We start from the raw sequence: 18,654 nt of genomic DNA, 5'->3' as shown, positions 1-18,654 counted from the left end.
CTATGGAAAACAATAACCTAGAATTAACTGGTGTCGAGTCGGTTAATTTATTTGACAATACCAATACAACGGAAGGGGAAAGTGGCGCTAACTCTTTTGAGCGGGACAAAACGTTAGATCAGTTAGTCGAACAGCGCTTACGTGAGGCACAAAAGCACAAAGAATTTCAAGATTCCCAAGGTCGGGTAGGGGGTTCTCGCAAAGAGCAGGTGGCCGTAAAAATTATTTCTGTTCAACATTTAGCAGATTTAGAAAAGGACCCTGTTAATGCTCATAAGCAGGTTACCAAGGAAAAGATCTGGCCGGAAATAGATATAGCTGAGCAAAAAGCTATGGGTGTGTCTGCCGGTGCTGCTTTTTACAAAGTAAAGTTGCGTGAGGCACTTGGAAGTAAACCCTATGATTCTGCCGATGCCAGAGAGGTGTATACGAGAAATATCACTGAATTTGCCAGTGTGCTGAATGTTCTCAAAACCTTGGATGAAGTAAACCGCTATGCCAGGAAATTCATCAAGGTAGAGAGACACTACCTGGGCGATTTATCTCAGCTCAAACAGTACTTTTCTAAAGGTTGGCGTTTGGAAAATTCGGTAAAGGTTGAATATGAAGGGTATGCTCCTTTACATACGGATTTGAAAGCTAAAATGCAGACCATTTACGGTATTCGCTTCATCAATCAGTGTAATGCCTCTTCGGATGCGGCTTATTTAGCCTATGCTGAGGCAGAGCTACGAGAACCTTCAAGCAAGGAAACTGAGCAAAAATGGATAGTCAATTATATAGCCGGTCAGGAAAAGAGAAAAGCCAACATGAAGGAAAAGCTCTCTGTACTGATGAATAATGAAGAGCAGCTATGGAAAGAAGTTAGAGAAACCTATGGCAAGCTGGCCAGTAAAGCTGATTTTGAGGCTAAAAAATCTGAATACCGCATATTGATTGAGAACCGGTATAAGAATCATTTAGAAACATTAGATAGCAATATCTTCAAAGCAGGCAACGGTTGGTCTACCCCTGCAAAGTATCAAGCCAGAGAAGAGGATTGGAGTTGGACCGAGCAAGAGAAAGCTACAAAGAAACCGGCTACAGAATCAGAAAATAAAGAAAAGATCAATACCAAGCCGCCATTGCATTTTATCAAAAGGGCTGGTGGTATACAAATTAGCGATATTTCTGTAAAAGCTATCCAAGAGCAGTTTGGCTTTAAAGAAGTAGAATTTGGTAATTCGGTATCTGATAAGCGCAGCAAAGAAGATGTACGGCATTTTTTGGGTGCTATGGCAGACCTGGCAGAAATGCTCAACCTGGATATTAAGGCTGTAAATCAATTAGGAGGCCTCTCTATTGCATTTGCCACACGTGGAGTAGCCGGAAGTAAGGCCGTATACTTTGCTGCACGTAAAATCATCAATCTCAATAAAAATAACGGGGATGGCTCTACAGCGCACGAATGGGCGCACTACCTGGATAATGTGATTTCTGAAAAAGATATACACAGAGCCAGCTATACTTTCGCAACACATCTGAAGGTGGATAATAAGGATATGAGAAAAGCTTTTGAAAATCTCATGAATATTATCCGCAATGGTGACCCGTATACCAATGAGACCGTAACAGTCCGTTTTAGGAGGCAGACTACTAAAAAGTATGTAGCCTATGGAGATACCCTGGAAGAGTGTATTGCCAAAATACAGAAGCTTTATCCGATTTATGCCCGTTCTGCTGAAGCCAAAAGTCCTAGTGTAGTAAATTATTATGGGTACCTGGCTCACAAATTTAATAAAGATGTGATTGAGGTACCTATGCGCCTTTCTACTTCCAAGTACTACCATATCTCACAAAAAATGGGTTCCAAGTACTGGATTGAGCCGCATGAGTTATTCGCACGTGCTTTTGAAAGTTTCATTTTAAGGAAACTGGAGGCTGAAGGCCGGACCAATAATTACCTGGTATCTATTGAGAAAAATGGAGATCCTGCTAGGCCTTACCCATTTGGCAAAGAAGCTGAACTCATAGATGCTGAAATTGAAAATGTAATAGCTGTTTTTAAAAGAATATATGGTATTGGGGATTATTTACCTCCTGTTTCTGCTATCCGCAAAGATGAATATGTGGAGCTATATGAAGAAAACGAGAGTGACCAAGAACGGTCACATAAAACGGACAAAAACCACGAAGAATTACCCCAACCGGTAGTTGTAAATGAATCTACATTACCTGAGCAAACTCGCTCAGGAGAGCTTGATGTTCAAAATGTACCTGCAAGTGATAATCAAACGGAAGAACTATATGAAGGGCCAAATTATCTTGGTTTGTTTGATACACCTTACAAAGAGTTTATGCTTGCCAAAATTGAGCAGGAGTACAATGAGGCACCGGTGAAGGATAAGTACTATGCAGCACATAATGTAGCCAACCGGTACCGCAGCATTATTGCTCAAACAGGCAGTGAAGTAAGAGGCAATGAAGAACTGGAGAGAGCCTATATGTCTTACTTTGCTGAGGACTACAAACTGGATGCTTTAGAGAAGGTTAAGACTGAATTTAATGAAAAGCAGGCCGGAACCTCCATTGAAGGGGAACAGTCAATTGATCAGCCAAGCACTACGACAGTTTACCGGGAAGAAGAACAGGTAGAAATGGATCAAACTAGGTCCAATGCCAAAGAGACTACCTATGACAAACGAGTAGCAGAAAATTTGCGGCAAATGGGTACCCAAAGAACCGATTGGCAGGCTGTACCGATTAATGGATTTTCTGAGACAGAACGCAATGGAGAGATTATCAAAATGCCTGTTTTTGATTTTCCAAAAGGCTATGGGGATGCTCCTAGTAAGTACAAGATAACAGGAAGCACTTTATCATGTGAACTGTGCTCAAAGCCAAATATCTCAGTTATTTACTATCTGCAAAATGATAGTAAAAAGTGGTTATTAAAAGTTGGTTCTGAGTGTGTAAAAAGGTTTGGCGAAAAGTCTGGAATAGAGCTATTAAGGGACCAAAAGCTGAAAATGGCTATTGAACTGGATGCCGAGTTACTGGAGTTAGGCAAATTCATTTATAAAAAATGGACCTACATTGAGGATAGAGGCTATGGCAGAAAGGCCAGAGTATGGCGTACTTCTTATCATATTGAAAAAGAGTTTACCATTTACTGGAACAAATACCATGACAAGCTGAAGTATCTCAATTGGCCTTCCGAACTACAAGCTGTAGAGGGCAAAATGTGGGATATGCCAATGGCTGAAAAGAACTTACTTAGTTGGTATACCCGTAATGAAACTTCACAAAGGGAGCTGTACAAGGAAATTACAACCCTGTTTGCAGAAATTAAAGTTGACTTTCCGGAAAATAAAGAGGTAGTAGTAAGTGGACTAACTACTCATGTACTTACAGGAATCGTGAATAATTCCTTGCCTGCTAAAAAGCAAGAGCCAAACAAAGAAATGGACCAAGTTAAGTCCAATGAACAGAGACCGGGACCAGTTAAAGTTGGGCTACAGTGGCAAGAGTTTGATAGGAGAGACAATGACGAGCTGTATGACTTATTAAAACTTCATGCCACAGCTGCCAATGGTCCAATCTCTATTCGCTACAATGACAAGTCAGAAAAAGATTATTTGCGCTTGCAGGTAGCCTTGTTTAAAAGACAACTGTTTGGCTATGTAGATCAAAGCAAAACGGAAGAGATTGAGTATTGGAAAGCTGAAGCGGTTTTAACACCGGTAAAGCTGCCTGTCAAATTTACTCATGATAGTTTTGTCAAAGCAATGGCTGAACATAACCTGTCTTTCCTGGAAAATTCAGAAGAAGAAATTGAGAAGTTCTTCAATGCCAATTTCAAAAAAATCAAGATTTCATCCCAAATAGGGGAATTTGAGTACAAAAAGCAACCTGGTTCTATCCTCACCATTAAGGCCAGAGATAACAAGGTAAAAAATGCTTTTGATATGCTCTACCAGGTATCAGTGAAAATAGAGGCCGGTAAGGTTGAGCCCTACAAGCTATCTGCTTATCACTATGCCTTACGTGAATTTTTGCGGTCCGCCTCTACAGAAATGGCTTTCCTGGGTGCCTTGCATATTCCTGTCTCTAATTACCAGGCTCACCATAAGGACTTAGTAAAAAGAGCCATAGAAGAGGGTAAAGAGGTACCTGCAAGAGTACTGGCCGAATATCCGGACCTTGCCTTGATAGCTCCTAAAAAAGAACAAGAGGCCTGGGAAATGAAGTTTGATAGGTGGTATAGCTTAGGCTGGAGAATTGATGATGATACCTATAAAACATATGCCTTAATCCGGTCCAAACTCAATAATAAAGAACTGCACAAAGTAGAGTACTTGCATGGCAATACTTCCAGGTGGTGGAATGGCAAATCAAAAGAAATGCAAATGCAGCTACTCAAGGATATTCATTATGCCTTAATAGCAGAAGCACTAACCCAGGAAAAACTGGTACCGACTGCTGTACTAGAAGAGTACAAAGTACGCTTACGTGGCAATCCAAATGTAGAGAAAGCCCCTACTGGCTCAACAGGCTATGCTTGGCAGTATACCAAAAAAGGATTAAGAGAGGTATATCTGAAAAATTCTCCGCAATGGGAACGGCAACGAATCAGTGAGCTGCATGAGCAAAATGTAAAAGTAGCGGCTGAAGAAGGCCGGTATGTACCCCTGAAGGTATTACAAGAGTACGGTTTAGAGCACCTTTATAAAGAGCCGGTAGCTGCTAGTATGAGTGAAGAACAAAACAAGCATTTACGGCAAACCTATACAGCTCAACCCTATGCTATGCGCTTGTTAGACTATCTGATCTGTTATGCAGGCCGGGAATATTCTACCGAAATAGAAAGCTATTCTCACCTTTACACCTTGATTGATCAAGGCAACCTGCCAGTATTGGCCGGTGAAGTTCCTTCCTATATCCGAATGGGTGTGAAGTTACATTACAATGCGGTTCGCTATGCCTATGAACGTGGCCATCAAATAGATGCTTCTATCCTAGCACTATATCCGGATCTGCAAAAGCCGGTAGCTGAACTCACCAAAAAGTTTCCGCACATGCTCACCTTTGAAGAGTTTTCCAAGATTGCACAGGTGAAACCTTCAGAGAATGGCAAACAGCAAGTTACCTGGCCGGATGATTTATTTGGTATTTATTTAGGCAATGGTTCTTTGCAGTCAGTACATAAAAACGTGGTTTTTGATGCCATAAAACGTAACCTGCGAGTACCAGCCAATGTGTTAGGGCAATATCCGGATTTAGCGCAAATTGTAGCAGATAACATCTATTTTGACTTTAAACATACGCAAGCCTATCCGGTATTACCCAATGTAGTAGTTGTGGATGTGAAGGAGTTAAGTGGAAAAGCTATTAATTTTAGCTATGCGCCTTACGATGGTTCGGTAACTGAACTGAAAAAGATAGCCACACTTCTCTGGAGTACTCTAAAGAGGAACCGGAAAGATTTTTCGGCTACACAAAGTCAGGTATCTGCCACTGATTATCAAGGCAAAAAGGCTTATCACGTGCAGATGGGACAATACGCTGATGAATCAAGTATTACCCTGGAATCTGCCATAGATGAAAAGAGAGAGAAAAAGCTGAAACTAGCCAGAGCAAAAGCCAAAGCTGCAGAGGCAAAAATCAGACTTTTATTACTTACTGCGTAAAAAACACTCATTTAACCAAGAGGCTGCTTTTGGTAGCCTCTATTTTTTAATATTTTTTCTTATGTCAACACCAGTTACAGGAATTAAAGCTCGTTACGAATCTATTGACTTCTCCAAGATCAAAAATGCTGCGATTATTAAAGAATTAAAAGAACTAGCTCAGCGTACAGAAGCTTTTTCTGATATAGATTTAATTGAGATTGAAGCAGAAAACTTCCATTTACTGGAAGCCTATATGGAGAAAAACTTCCCGGAAGCATTGGGAATTAAGAGCACAGTACCAAAAAAAAATTCATCCAAACCTGCGGCTAAAAAACCTGCTCCAAAAAAGCCTGCTTTTAAAAAAGCACCAGTAGCCAAAGTAAGCAAAGATAGACCGGCCAAACCTTCCAAAAAACAGAAAACCTTGGAAGAGTTGAGGGCTGAAGATAAGTATTTTGAGGATTGCAAACTGGCCATACGGGACCGTAACAACCAGAAAAAGCTGGCCAAATTGAATGAATACAAAGAGAAAAGAATCACCACTTTAAGGGAAAAAGTGGATTTGACAGATAGTGAGCTAGAAGAAAAAATAGCCCAAGTACAGGCTATGAGTTATCAAGATGCTTTTTCTATTAAGAAGTCAGTAACAGCCAGGGTGACTGATCATGTATTCTCCATGTTTGAAGAGGTGGTAAAAACCAATGCCAACCTTGCTGCGGCAAATGATGAACTGAAAGGGGAAGATAAGTCTCACCGTTTTAAGGGAATCGTTAGAAAAGAGCTTGCCTACTATGTAGATACCTTATTACCAAGGTTGCATGTATCGTTAACCGGCTCAAAAGCTAACTCCTATATTGAGGATTTTATGCAAAAAGGTAGCCGCTTAATTGATGAAGTAGTGGCTAAGTTAGATAAGAAGTTTGCCAAAAAAGAAGTAAAAGCTGCTGCTTAATTTTATATGCCTGCACCAAAAAAATATAGGCATCAAGCGCAATTAGATTCGCTTTTTGCCAACCAAGGCATTCGTGTAAAGTCCTTTCCGGAAGAATTGCAAGATGAAATCAAGGAATGGAACAGAGCCTGGGTAGAAAAAGGTAAACCCAATGAGAATAAAGAATTAACAAGCTGGTCAAATGAAATTTCTGCCCAAATTGACGAGCATTTAAGCCAGTTTGATGTGTCATTGGAAGAAGAAGAGGAAGTAATGGAGCTAATAAGGTCCAATGCAACCATACCGGCACCGGTAGAAACCGAGCAAGCACCCGTAATTGTACCTGTTACCCTTCCAGTGGAAACACCGATAGAAACACAACAAGTACAAGTCATTGAACCTGCTACTCTTTCAGTGGAAACACCAAAGGCTGCAACTAAACAGCCCAGGCAGAAGCTTTCCGAGCGTATGTCTGGCATAGAAAAAGCATTGGAAAGATTGTACGATACCGGTAAAGTAGAGTATAGCAAAGCTGAGTTAATCCAAGCCGGTTTTGACCCAGGCTTTTTTGGTTGGACTTCTACAGGCTGGCACAATGGGAAATTTTTTGACGTAAAGAAGCCAAAAAAGAGCACCGCATATACGATAGTGAAACTTTAATTTTTGTTTTACACACCCCTCATTTCTGAGGGTGTGTAAACAATTGTAGTTAAAATACCGCTTATTTTTAAAATTAAGGCCTTTTGCAGCTATGGGGTTACATAGCTGCTTTTTTTTGCCCGTTTCACTTACATAAGATTCATTATGAAGCCATAACGAAATATTCAAGTTAGATTATTTAATGAATTTTGTTTCAGATAGATAAGAGAAAGTGTAAGGTTATGTACGTGCCGTTTGCTTCCAATACTAGTAAGTTCAAGTAAATTTTTTACGGCCCTTTCTCTCCTGTCTAGCCACACTGAAGAAACCAAGAGCACTCCAAAGGGGAGGTGCAATAAATTTTTTAGGTGTTGCCTCTCTCATCCAAAGCAAACAAGAGCGACACCCATTTTTCTTACTTTTTAAATGGCTCAGCCAACATGTTAAACTTATTTTCCAATTTCACTACTGCCGGTTCTAATCCGCTAATGGGTATGATCAAGGGTTTTGTCCCGATAGCTACTCAAAAACTACAGGCAAAGATTGAAGAACAAGAGGTGCAGAATGGTGGCAAGCTGCTGTATATGATCTATAATGAAGATGTGGAAGGCAAGCTTGTTACCATGATTTCTATTTATTCTTTCAAAGATTCATCTAAAGGTAACCTGAAAGAAAAAATCAACCTGAAAAGCTATATCTCCAATGATGAAATCTTAGATGTTGTATTGAAAAATGCAGACCAGGCTTTATCAGAATTTGGTCCCTTAGCTTCTATGATTAAGCCGCATTTGTCCTCTATTAATGGAGAGGTGCTTGGCTCTTTCTTAGACCAGATAACTTCTTATCTGGAAGAACAAAGCCTTTTGCATAATGGCAAAGCTTCTATCCACTTGCAGGTAGTAAAGAAAAAGCCGGTAGTACAAATTCTTTCTCATGCCGGTGGCAGTCTGCAAGGTAAACCCACACAAGTTGAGATATGCACCCTAGAAACATTTGCTTCCAATCTGCTTGATCAGTACAGTTTCTAATTTTTTAAGCTGACAATAACCCTATTCTTTTAATTTTTTCAAGTCTATGCTACAAGTAGCCGGTAATGAACAAATCCATGACACAGTAGAATCACTCATGGGTAAGTATGGTAAAAAAGAAGTGAAAAGCTATTTAGATAATCTGCAAATGAATCCTACAGACCTTAAAATGGGAAAATCCAAGCCTGAAACAATTAATGCCTATACACTCAAAGTAGCTGCCAAACTTTACGATACAACACCTGCACAGATTCTCAATACCAAAGGTAATCATCATATATCTGAGGCCAGAATGATTTGCGTAGCTATCCTACGTAAACATTCGCCATTGTCTTTAAATGAAATTGCTGATTTGTATAACCTGGCTGCAAGGTCCTATGTGCATAAGCTTGTAAAAAACATGGAGGATATTTTAGAAACGCCTCAGTACAATAAAGAGCTCTGCAAAAAGTATGAAATTATTGCTGGTCAGGTAAAGGCCTATATGGAGGCTTTTGGCAAAGAAACCACAGTGGACCAAACTAGGTCCAATAAGCCGGTAGCTGCAAGCCTTACCCAGGCTGCTATGGCTCAACCTATCGAGCACCGAATCATTCAAAATTCGTCCAGATCCAGTAACATAGAACAAGTCCTGGCCACAAATGCCAATATAGATGCTGCCTTGGCTTCATCGGATACCCTGAATTTCACCGGGGATGAAGTAGACACAAGCCTTGGCAATGAATCTCCCGAAGCTTCCGTAGACTTTTCTCCTTTTAATGAGCCAGTAATTGAGCGTAATAACAACGATGGTATCTCTAAATTGATGAATAATACTAATTTGGTAGAAGATGCCAAAGTAGTAGAAACGCCTATAGACCAAACTAGGTCCAATAATGCTACGGCACCTGCAAGCGAAGAAGGTTTTGCACCTGGAGAAATCAATGTGGATGCCCTTGCAGATGAATTTGCCGGTAGTGAACAATCAAGCAATAATGCTGCACAGGGAGCACCTAGCTCTACTTCTTATAATGAGCCGCCAGCCTTTACAATCAACCCTACCTCCACAAGTGAGGGAGCTGGACAGGCTGAAGGCTATCAAATGCCTCCAGAAGCTTCAGAAGCACTGAATAAGTTTTCAACCAATACCATTATGGGTATGGCTGAAGCTATGCTGCCACGTATTACCTTCTCTTTTGTAGAAATCAACGAGCGTGAAGCAGGCCGGATTATGGAAAATGAAGATGCCGTAATTCGTAAGCGTGTTGCCAATGACATCAAGCAGATGAACAGAGAAAATCTGCAAACATTGGATAAAGAAGTTCGCACCATTTTGCCTTACATGCGTGAGCCACTATCCAACCTGGTAACGGCTGAGCGGTTACGGGTTTCTCCAGGTCTGGCGCTGGCAGTCTATGGGATCTGGTTAGTAGTGGTGCTCTTTATTGCCATGAACCGCATGGCCGGTGAGCGTAAAAAGTTAATGGAAGATTTACGAGCATACAGGGATGAAAAAAAGCCGCTATAAGGATGAGACACAGACTTACATTTTTTAACTTTGTAAAAGTCCTTTTCTCTTTACCTGTCGGACTGATTATAGGCACATCGGTATCAGTGTATGTAATGCTGACTGATAATCCACTGGAAAAGAAGTTAGAACGAATATTTAATGCTGTTCGCTATATATCAGAGAGCCACTTGCTGACCATGTTCAGTATTTTTTTCTGGCTCATGGTAGTCATTTTATGGTAATCACTTTTAATCGCAAGAGTTATTTTTTATGGCAAAGTCCTTTGACCGGTTCCGGTCTATGGACCAATTACGGTCCAATCAGAGGCCTTTTGCTTATGGCCGCTCTTGCATTCACCTACTGACCAAAGCCTATAACAAACGGCCAAAATGCATTATAGACCTATTCATCTGCTATTTTTTAATCTCCTAAATCAATGAGCAAAGCAGAAGTTACTACAGCAAAAGGTAAGCAGGGTGACCAAAATCGGTCACAAAAGCCTGCTCAAATTACAATTAAAGATAGGCCTCCAATGCCTTCTGGCAATGTGCCAAAACAAGCTAAAGAACCACGTGAGCCGTTAATGATGGTCGTTTGTGGCATGAAGGGCGTTGGAAAAACCTATACCTCTATCAAAGAAATCGAAAGGTATTTGCAAACTACTCCTACCAAAAAAGGCAGAAAAGTACTCGTTTTTGATGTGAATGCACCACTAGAACGGTCTTACGAAAAGTTTGTATCAGTAGCTGTAGAAGATGTATCAAGGCTCAAAGCTATTGAGGCCAGACGAGTAGTACCCTTAAAAGCGGATGGCCAGCCAATGACCATAGATGAAAAATGCCAGACTTTGTATCAATTGCTGACTACTTATACTAATGGGATGCTAGTCATGGAAGATATAAACAACTATGTGATTGGCGTAAATACTGTGGAGCTGATCGGAGCAATTACCACAAACAGGCATAGAGATTTAGATTTACTCATTCATTATCAGTCTTTGTCTGCCTTGCATCCTAGGGTATGGCAGAACTGTTCGGTTATCCGTTTTCATCACCAGTTAGACGATATCGACCGGTACCGCAACCGGATTCCCAATTATGAATTAATGAAACTGGCTCAGCTTATCGTAGACGAACAGTATAACAGAGGCAATCAACGATATTTTGTGTATGTGCGGAACTTAGATAATAAAATCATCGGTACTACGCCATATTGGTTTAGAATTGCCTGTGAAAAATACCTTATTCAGAATAAAAAAATACTTAAAAACATCTTGGCTGAACGCAATGAAAAGGGCAAACCTAAGTATGATCATCGGACTGCCATAGATGCCTTTTGCCAGATGAAAATGCATTATATCCAATAAATTCATTAAACTAACCCCGATAACCTAAGTATGCACAAACCAGATGGACCACTGCATGAGCGCTACTTATGGGTGCTCAAACGTGTAATAGGCTATAAGATAATTGAGGTAAGGTTACTTTTATAACACATGTATTAACAACTCGAAAAGTCGATAAGCAGATAAGACTACTTGTTTCTCACCAACTGCCTTTGCAGATGTGGTATAGCCTTTAGGTAATAGTGCGCCATTGTTATCATCTGTGCTGCCTATAAGTGCTCCATTGAGATAGGCCTTTGTTTTGGCTAACTCATAACTTGCCTTAGCCCACTGTGAAAAATCCTTCTCTTTCAATTCAACCAGAGTGTTTCTAGTGATTCTATGGCGTAGCTCTATGGCTGTGTTGAGGATGTCTTGATAATTTCCTGAACCAAGAATTAATCCATCCCATAGGGCATGTAGATTGATCGTTTTGGCATTTTCCTCTACCTTGATCTTCACTAAATTGCCTCCCTTATCTCCTTGTGGATATAGGTCCGTGATATAAGTAGCCGTATGCAAGGGTTGATGTACATCCCCAATCAGGTGCATGACCCAACATAAGGCAACTGCCTTTTTACTATCCTCTACATTACTTTTCAAGATAGCTAGGTTCTCTTCAAATGCCGTAACAATAGTTTCACCTGCTATAGAATAAGTCTCTGATGCTTGTTTTTCTGCAGGTTGAAAGGGATAGTTGATATAATGCCAGGTAGGATGGTGATAGTTACCTTCTCCACTTCGCACATCATCTGGCCACCGGGCAGCGATCATAAACAGATAAAGATCTTCTTCCTCTACTAGCTTGTATTTGCTCATTTCATCTTTCCACTGCGTCTGATAATACGGATGCTGTTTGAGGATGGCCAGTATCCTTTCTAATACTTTAGGAGAGGTGGCTTTCAGTTCCCGATAGGTAATGGCACCGATGACCATATGGGTAGGCTTATTCCAGCCATAGGTAAAAGAGGATAAGCTCAGTATTAGAATGAGGAAAAAGGATAAACGCTTCAAATAGATAAGTTTCATAGTAAATTGGTCTCATGTTTTCAGAGAAAACGAAGATATCTCTATATTTTAATTTTCAATAAGCTCAAAAGTTGATTACATAATTTTAACAACCTAGATTTTTTTACTATAACGGGCTTTAAAATTGCCATATTAACTACTTTATGATTGGAATATATTGCTTTATTACGTTTGTCTTGATCTCGGCCAGCCTGAATTTGCTTTTTATTCCAGGTATTTGAATATTTAATAACATTTCTTGTAACCCAATAGTGGGATTTACAAGGAAATTCCCAGTTCCCAATCGAAGGATATAGCGAAATGGAACTACCATCAAATCGCAACTCCCAATCTGTTGGTGAAAAGGGAGTAACTACTTCATTCTGACATCCGCAAACACATAAGTGTAGAGCAATACTTCTATTCATTGAAATATATATTATACCATCTTCAAGCTTTTCAGGTATTACATCGACAAACTTAGGCTGTAAAGTCTCCATTTAGTAACATTGATGCACTTAACGTATAGGTGCTATGTAGTTCTCCAATATCATCTTGGTAAAACCCACTTAGCTTTTTCCATTTTTCCACAGCCTTGCATGCATTCATTGCATTCAAGTCGGCAATTTGTATGTTCGTGACGTACTCATTATTATCAGTATCTTCAGTACTGATTCTTTTGATAAGATGGTCATAGGATTGTTGTATACCAGTTGTTGTCCGGATTATGCCGATCAACTTACCATCCTGAAGATTGACACCTAGGCCTACATCAATGAAGTTAATTTCCAAAAGACTTAACCCATTGATAATATCACTCCGAAGTGAATTTTTGTCTATGCAGATGAAAACATAATTAAATCCGCTCAGCTTTTGGATATTATGTTGGGTTATGAACTCTGGGTGAACCTGAATCCCTTTGTGCATTTTAGAATATATGTTTGCAAAATAATCAACTTTCAAAGGCGATTTTTCCAAAATATCTATAGAAGCAGCACCTGGACAGCGGAAAGCATTATGTTGTGAAAAGACATCTGCGTCAAAAAGGTGAATCTCAGCTACCGGTGTTTTAGATACAAAATCAAGGATATAAGAACCAGATCCGCCTAGTCCTATAATAGCAATACATTGTGACTTAAAAACATCCATCAATTGATCAATGTTGGCTCGACTAGCGTTAGAATCAAAGTAGTGAAATACACTTTCTTCGTCATCAATGTATGGTTTAAAGGTAAGCGCAGTGGCTAAAGGATCAATGGACCGGGCTGGGGTTGATAATAAATTGATGTAGCGAGTAAACTTATCGTAATTGTTATCATATTTTCCAGAAGCAGGTTTACTCGAAAAATAATGGTTGCCAATTAACCCCTCAATAGGTTGGTTAGGACTAGAATTAATGATTTCATCCATCCTTGTTCCATCTTTGTGGCATGGTACCTCTCCCATGAAATAGATCGCATGTGTTGAAGGTGGGCCAGCCTTGTTACCTGTAATACTTAAATCGCTAATTAAGGTTCCGTATGCAACCTTGCGTGATGAGGTTACATATGGGATATGGTGGATACACAAGTATCCACCTTTCCTTTCCAATTCATACCCTTCGTCTCTCAATTTTTTCAAATCAGGACTATGACTTATCAGTTGCTGTAACATAAAATCTCATTTGGTTTTTAACTCGTACTACTTCTCCTTTGGCCATTTCTCCGGATGGATTTTGTGGATGCCCATCTGTATATGTTATAGTATATGCTTTGGAACCGTTTTCGCCAGTGCCATCCTTCAAGTGGATCACTTCTGCAAATGAGATAGTTTTTTTACTCCATGAACGATCCCTGCCGTTAATAATCAGGATAATTTCTGTGCCGATCCTTTTTGAGTAAAAATGCTCTTTACCAGGGCGGGCTAGATCGACAAATTCGTCATCTAGAATCGGGTCATCCTCCCAACCTTCTTTATTATCCAAGTAAATTTCATCTTCGGGTGATATTTTGCCTTGCTCCCGAATTTGACTTCCTCTGATGTACTGTTTGTAAGAGGTAAATTCTACTTTGTTTATTGTGTACAGTAGCTTCTTTTTAACATAGAAGTACTCAGTTTCGGGGCGAGCAAGATTGACACGGGTATCATTCTCGATAAGTTCGTCCTGGTAAGGCTTTTGGATAGAAAGAAATAATTCTGTTTCCATTGGAATGCCTGCTTTCGCTTTTAATTCTGTTCCGGTCCAATACTGCTGATCAGTATAAAATAGCTGATTTTCAATCTTGAGCTCTAGCTGGCGAGGTGCGCCAGGTCTGTGGTGTTTCTGTATTTCCATAATTAGTTGAAAAATTGTTTATACAGAGCAATGCTATCCAAAAAGTATTTTTTGCCGCACGTGGAAAAAAAAATTACTTTAATAGCATAGAATAGTAAACTCACCCGGTGCGGCTAAAATCTTTATGTTACATGGATACAGTTATCTCGGAAGATCTATATACTCAGTTGCTGGCCTTTACTCATCAGCTTTTAAAATCCCACAAATGGCCTCGTGGAAAGCAGTCCGATTCCTATGCAAAGGGAATGCAAGTGGATGATTATGTGCAGGAATCTATCAGCCAGCATTTAATGAACCCGGAACTATATGATCCTTCTAAAGGATCTTTAGTTAATTATCTTAAATATTATATTCTCCGAAGGCTAATCAGTAATGACTTAAAAAGTTCTGAGAACAAATCCACAGTAAATTTATCCTTTTGGGGCGCACAAGATGAATCGGATGATAGTGACTGGTACTTTGAATCGCTTATGCCATTTGTATGCGCTAATTTCGATGATGAATTAGATTACCAACTAATTCTTGCTGAAATTCATACAAAATTGGCTAATGATACCTTAGCTTTACTGGTTTTTAACTTAATTAGAGAGAAGGGGTATAAGCGGAGAGAAGTTATGGAGGAAGCAGAATTATCAGAGAATGATTTTGACAATGCCATGAAAAGGTTAAACAGGATCTTAGATAAAATAGCAAAAAAATACAATATAAATCAAACACTATGAGCGAGGACATCAAATTTACTAAAGATAATTTTCTACGGCTCATAATGTCAAATATTGAACATAACAGCTCTTCAGCCCAAAGAGCAAAGGAATATTTGACAGAAGAAGGGTATGACGTAGAGTCCGTTGTTTCTAAAGGAATGGCTAAAATTAGAGAGCTTCAAAAACAGCTTCAGCCCAGTTTACCTGAGTTACAAAAACAAGAATCGAAATGGAAAAACAATAATTATGGTGTTTCTGAGAGGTATTGGAACCATCCTTCAGTAAAGCAGTTAATTTACGAATCACAAAATGAGGATCCAATAAATGAAATCAAAAGTCGAGCTCGTGACCTAGTATTCAAAGGATTTGAATTAGGATGGCAGGGCCCACCATATGACCCTATTGCACTCGCTGGATACTTAGGTTTTGATATCATACCTAATGATCAGGTTATAGATGCACGAATTATTCCTAAACCAAATTCAAGTTTTCAAATTCAATATAATCCGCAACAAAAGCAGACTAGAGTCAATTTTTCAGTTGCTCATGAAATTGCCCATACTTTATTTTCGGATTGTGCTCAAGCTATTCATAATCGAGAAGAATTTCCAGTTGAGAATAGACAACTAGAGCGATTGTGCAATGCAGCAGCAGCTGAGATACAGCTACCTTATGCAATATTTTCACATGATGCAAATCAGGCAGAGTCTTCTATGAAAGGACTAATTCAATTAGCAACTCGATACAAAGCGTCTTTAGAATCGGTTTTTATTCGGTATACAGAGGTTATCGATAAACCATGTGCAGTAATCATTGGCATATTTGAATCGAATAACAGAATTACACTCGATTATTATTCAGCTTCCAAAACATTCCCTGTAAAATTATCTCCAGGATTTGAAATACCTGCAGAATCAGGAGCCTTTGATTGCTTTACGCCAGGGCATACAGCAGAGGATACTACGCCATGGGAACTTTCAAATGGGCACCGTTTTCATGCTTCAAGTGCTGGTATTTCAGCCTACCGTCGTGAAAAGAAACCTCGAGTGGGGATTCTGCTCGTTCCAGAACACCTTGCGCCAACTGCGGCCGATGAAAGAAAGGTCATTATCGAATTTGGCGATGCAACCAAACCCCGTGGGAAAGGGAAAAAAATTATTGCTCAGGTGGTCAATACGAGTGGTGCTTTAGGAAGTGGATTTGGTAAATCACTTAGTAAGAATTACCCCAAGGTGAAGGAGGCAGTACAAGAGTGGAAAGCAGATCGATCCCGTTTCATTTTAGGTAACACAAACCTAGTGCAATTAGATCGAGACTTGTTTGTTTTTCAAATTCTGGCTCAGAAAGGATTATTCCCTAAGGATAATGAAATTCCATTGAAATATAATGAACTTCGAAAAGGGCTTATCCAGTTAAGGACAACCGCTTTAGATATGGAGGCATCGATTCATATGCCAACAATTGGTGCAGGTCATGCTGGAGGAGATTGGAATTTAATAATCGGAATGATTCACGATGAGCTGACTAGTTACAATATCAAGGTATGTATCTATTTATTGCCTGGGAAACCCTATAATCCAAAAGAAAAATCGAACCTCACCGTATTTAAAGAACAATCAACGTGGGAGACAAAAAAGTTATTTTAGTTCTTTCAGGCGAAATTTGTACCGGTAAAAGTACCTTAACGGCAATGCTTGAAAATCGATTTGGTTTTAAGCATTGCAAAACAAAAGAAGGACTATACTATTTCGCTCAAAAACACCTGAACGGTAAACTACCTGATCGATCGTTTCTTCAACAGTATGGTGAAAAACTGGATCGTGAAGGAGGAGGTAAATGGGTTCTCGATTATTTTCAACATCAATTTGCTTCCGATTTTTCAAGTAATGATTTATATGTTGTTGATTCTGTTCGCATTCTTGGGCAGATTCAATATATGCGAGAGGCTTATAGTTATTTTGTTTATCACATTCATCTAGAAGCTTCAGTTCAAACATTAGAAAAACGGTTTTCTCAAAGGGGAGAAGATATAGACCTTCCACCTGATAAACAACTTGAAAAGTATAGCCAATATAAATCTGATCCTACTGAAGCCCAAGTTAATAGTCTGAGAGAAGAAGCTGATTTAATTATTGATACTGACAAATGTAACGCTGAGGATGTTTTTATCCGGGTGGCTAGCTTTTTCAGACTTCTACCATCTACACATAATAATCTGGTGGATGTCATCATTGGTGGTCAATTTGGTTCGGAAGGAAAAGGGCAAATTGCTGCACATATTTCCCCTGAATACGATTGTTTAATGCGAGTAGGCGGACCCAATGCCGGCCATACCGTTTTTCAGAAACCTAACAATCATGTGTTTCATTTGTTGCCATCTGGATCATATCGAGCACCTAATGCTAAGATTCTTATAGGGCCTGGTGCTGTATTAAACCTAACGAAAATGCTCGATGAAATACAATCATTTGAGATAGAGAAAGGAAGATTAATAATTGATGCCAATGCAAATATCATTACACCAAAAGATATTGAACTGGAGGAAAAAGTTAAGGAAAAGATAGGTTCCACCGCACAAGGTGTAGGAGCAGCAACTGCTTCTAATATTATTGCTCGTTTAATGGGGGAGGATTCCCATAAAGCTAAACATTGTAATGCCCTCAAGCATTTTATTGGAGATACTGCTGCTGAACTAGAAAAGTTATATAGTCAAAATAAAAAAATTCTATTGGAAGGCACGCAAGGGTCTGGGTTAAGTTTACACCACGGTCCATATCCTTACGTTACTTCACGGGATACCTCCGTCTCAGGTTGTCTTTCTGAAGCAGGTATTTCTCCTCGCCGGATTCGAAAAATTATTATGGTAACCCGAACCTATCCCATCCGAGTGGGTGGTAATTCAGGAGGTTTTGGAAGCATCGAAATTGATATGGGAGAGATTGCCAAACGGTCAGGAAAAAATGAAGCTAATTTATTAGCTAAAGAAATTACTACCACTACAAAACGGCCTCGTCGGATCGCCGAATTTAGTTGGGCATTATTTCGTAAAGCCTGTGAGTTAAATTCCCCCACAGATATTGCACTTACATTTACGGATTATATTTCGGTGGTGAATGAACAGGCCAGAAGATACGAAAACCTCACCGAAGAAACCCGTCGGTTCATTGAGGAAATTGAACGTTGTTCGGGTGTAAAAGTCTCATTAATAGGAACTAAATTTGATTTCCGTGCTGTAATTGACCGGAGAAACTGGATCTAAATGGATTTACAAAAATTTATAAAAGAAAGACCTTTCCTTTACCATTTAACAAGTGAAAGGAATGCAATCAACATCATCAAAGAAAGAACAATCTATAGTGCTAATGCATTGATTGACATGACTGGTGATCAATCCCTTGAGCGGATTAAACGATCCCGGCGAATAATTCACCAGGAAATAAGAATTGGCGATAATTTATTTTCCTTAAGAGATCAGAAACCTATATCCGAAAAGGCTCTAGGCAAAT

Annotated in this window: 15 protein-coding genes; 11 read left to right on the top strand and 4 right to left on the bottom strand. The window is 39.5% G+C overall.

Features of this window, described 5'->3' with window-relative positions; genetic code table 11:
• The first annotated feature begins 2 nt into the window (after positions 1 to 2).
• From Q0590_RS24830 to Q0590_RS24800, 7 genes are all read left to right on the top strand, one after another.
• Complete coding sequence (locus Q0590_RS24830) at positions 3 to 5,669, top strand: LPD1 domain-containing protein (RefSeq protein ID WP_302040327.1); 5,667 nt, start codon at positions 3 to 5, stop codon at positions 5,667 to 5,669.
• Between the two features lie 61 nt (positions 5,670 to 5,730).
• Positions 5,731 to 6,603 (top strand): hypothetical protein, encoded by an 873-nt coding sequence (locus Q0590_RS24825; RefSeq protein WP_302040326.1) that lies wholly within the window; start codon positions 5,731 to 5,733, stop codon positions 6,601 to 6,603.
• Positions 6,604 to 6,609: 6 nt separating this feature from the next.
• Positions 6,610 to 7,242: a hypothetical protein gene (locus Q0590_RS24820; RefSeq protein WP_302040325.1), complete on the top strand. Its 633-nt coding sequence runs from the start codon at positions 6,610 to 6,612 to the stop codon at positions 7,240 to 7,242.
• Between the two features lie 419 nt (positions 7,243 to 7,661).
• Positions 7,662 to 8,249, top strand: a complete 588-nt coding sequence (locus Q0590_RS24815; RefSeq protein WP_302040324.1) for a hypothetical protein — start codon at positions 7,662 to 7,664, stop codon at positions 8,247 to 8,249.
• 46 nt (positions 8,250 to 8,295) lie between these two features.
• Positions 8,296 to 9,756, top strand: a complete 1,461-nt coding sequence (locus Q0590_RS24810; protein WP_302040323.1) for a hypothetical protein — start codon at positions 8,296 to 8,298, stop codon at positions 9,754 to 9,756.
• Positions 9,757 to 9,758: 2 nt separating this feature from the next.
• Positions 9,759 to 9,980: a hypothetical protein gene (locus Q0590_RS24805; RefSeq protein ID WP_302040322.1), complete on the top strand. Its 222-nt coding sequence runs from the start codon at positions 9,759 to 9,761 to the stop codon at positions 9,978 to 9,980.
• Positions 9,981 to 10,174: 194 nt separating this feature from the next.
• On the top strand, positions 10,175 to 11,104 hold the full coding sequence (locus tag Q0590_RS24800; protein WP_302040321.1) for a hypothetical protein: 930 nt from the start codon (positions 10,175 to 10,177) through the stop codon (positions 11,102 to 11,104).
• A gap of 120 nt (positions 11,105 to 11,224) precedes the next feature.
• On the opposite strand, the gene Q0590_RS24795 is transcribed toward Q0590_RS24800, so the two are convergent.
• Genes Q0590_RS24795 through Q0590_RS24780 form a run of 4 tightly spaced genes read right to left on the bottom strand, consistent with a single transcriptional unit; the run spans position 11,225 to position 14,444 of the window.
• Complete coding sequence (locus Q0590_RS24795; protein ID WP_302040320.1) at positions 11,225 to 12,151, bottom strand: S1/P1 nuclease; 927 nt, start codon at positions 12,149 to 12,151, stop codon at positions 11,225 to 11,227.
• Between the two features lie 41 nt (positions 12,152 to 12,192).
• The gene (locus Q0590_RS24790) at positions 12,193 to 12,630 is read right to left on the bottom strand and encodes a ubiquitination-like system serine protease family protein (protein ID WP_302040319.1); all 438 of its coding nucleotides are present in this window, start codon (positions 12,628 to 12,630) and stop codon (positions 12,193 to 12,195) included.
• Complete coding sequence (locus tag Q0590_RS24785; protein ID WP_302040318.1) at positions 12,611 to 13,783, bottom strand: ThiF family adenylyltransferase; 1,173 nt, start codon at positions 13,781 to 13,783, stop codon at positions 12,611 to 12,613. Before Q0590_RS24785 ends, Q0590_RS24790 begins: the two co-directional genes overlap by 20 nt.
• A complete protein-coding gene (locus tag Q0590_RS24780) occupies positions 13,758 to 14,444 on the bottom strand; it encodes a multiubiquitin domain-containing protein (protein ID WP_302040317.1) in 687 nt (228 codons plus the stop codon). The genes Q0590_RS24785 and Q0590_RS24780 overlap by 26 nt, the downstream gene beginning before the upstream one ends.
• Positions 14,445 to 14,575: 131 nt before the next feature.
• On the opposite strand from Q0590_RS24780, the gene Q0590_RS24775 reads away from it, so the two are divergent.
• The 4 genes from Q0590_RS24775 to Q0590_RS24760 form a co-directional block, all read left to right on the top strand.
• Positions 14,576 to 15,166 (top strand): hypothetical protein, encoded by a 591-nt coding sequence (locus Q0590_RS24775; protein WP_302040316.1) that lies wholly within the window; start codon positions 14,576 to 14,578, stop codon positions 15,164 to 15,166.
• The gene (locus Q0590_RS24770) at positions 15,163 to 16,794 is read left to right on the top strand and encodes an ImmA/IrrE family metallo-endopeptidase (protein WP_302040315.1); all 1,632 of its coding nucleotides are present in this window, start codon (positions 15,163 to 15,165) and stop codon (positions 16,792 to 16,794) included. Before Q0590_RS24775 ends, Q0590_RS24770 begins: the two co-directional genes overlap by 4 nt.
• The gene (locus Q0590_RS24765; protein ID WP_302040314.1) at positions 16,770 to 18,407 is read left to right on the top strand and encodes an adenylosuccinate synthetase; all 1,638 of its coding nucleotides are present in this window, start codon (positions 16,770 to 16,772) and stop codon (positions 18,405 to 18,407) included. Before Q0590_RS24770 ends, Q0590_RS24765 begins: the two co-directional genes overlap by 25 nt.
• A partial coding sequence (locus tag Q0590_RS24760; RefSeq protein ID WP_302040313.1) for a DUF7002 family protein occupies positions 18,408 to 18,654 on the top strand: 247 nt, incomplete at its 3' end. It lies immediately after the preceding gene.

The organism is Rhodocytophaga aerolata (assembly GCF_030503435.1).
Lineage (GTDB): Bacteria > Bacteroidota > Bacteroidia > Cytophagales > 172606-1 > Rhodocytophaga > Rhodocytophaga aerolata.
This window is presented reverse-complemented; position numbering and strand designations above follow the sequence as displayed.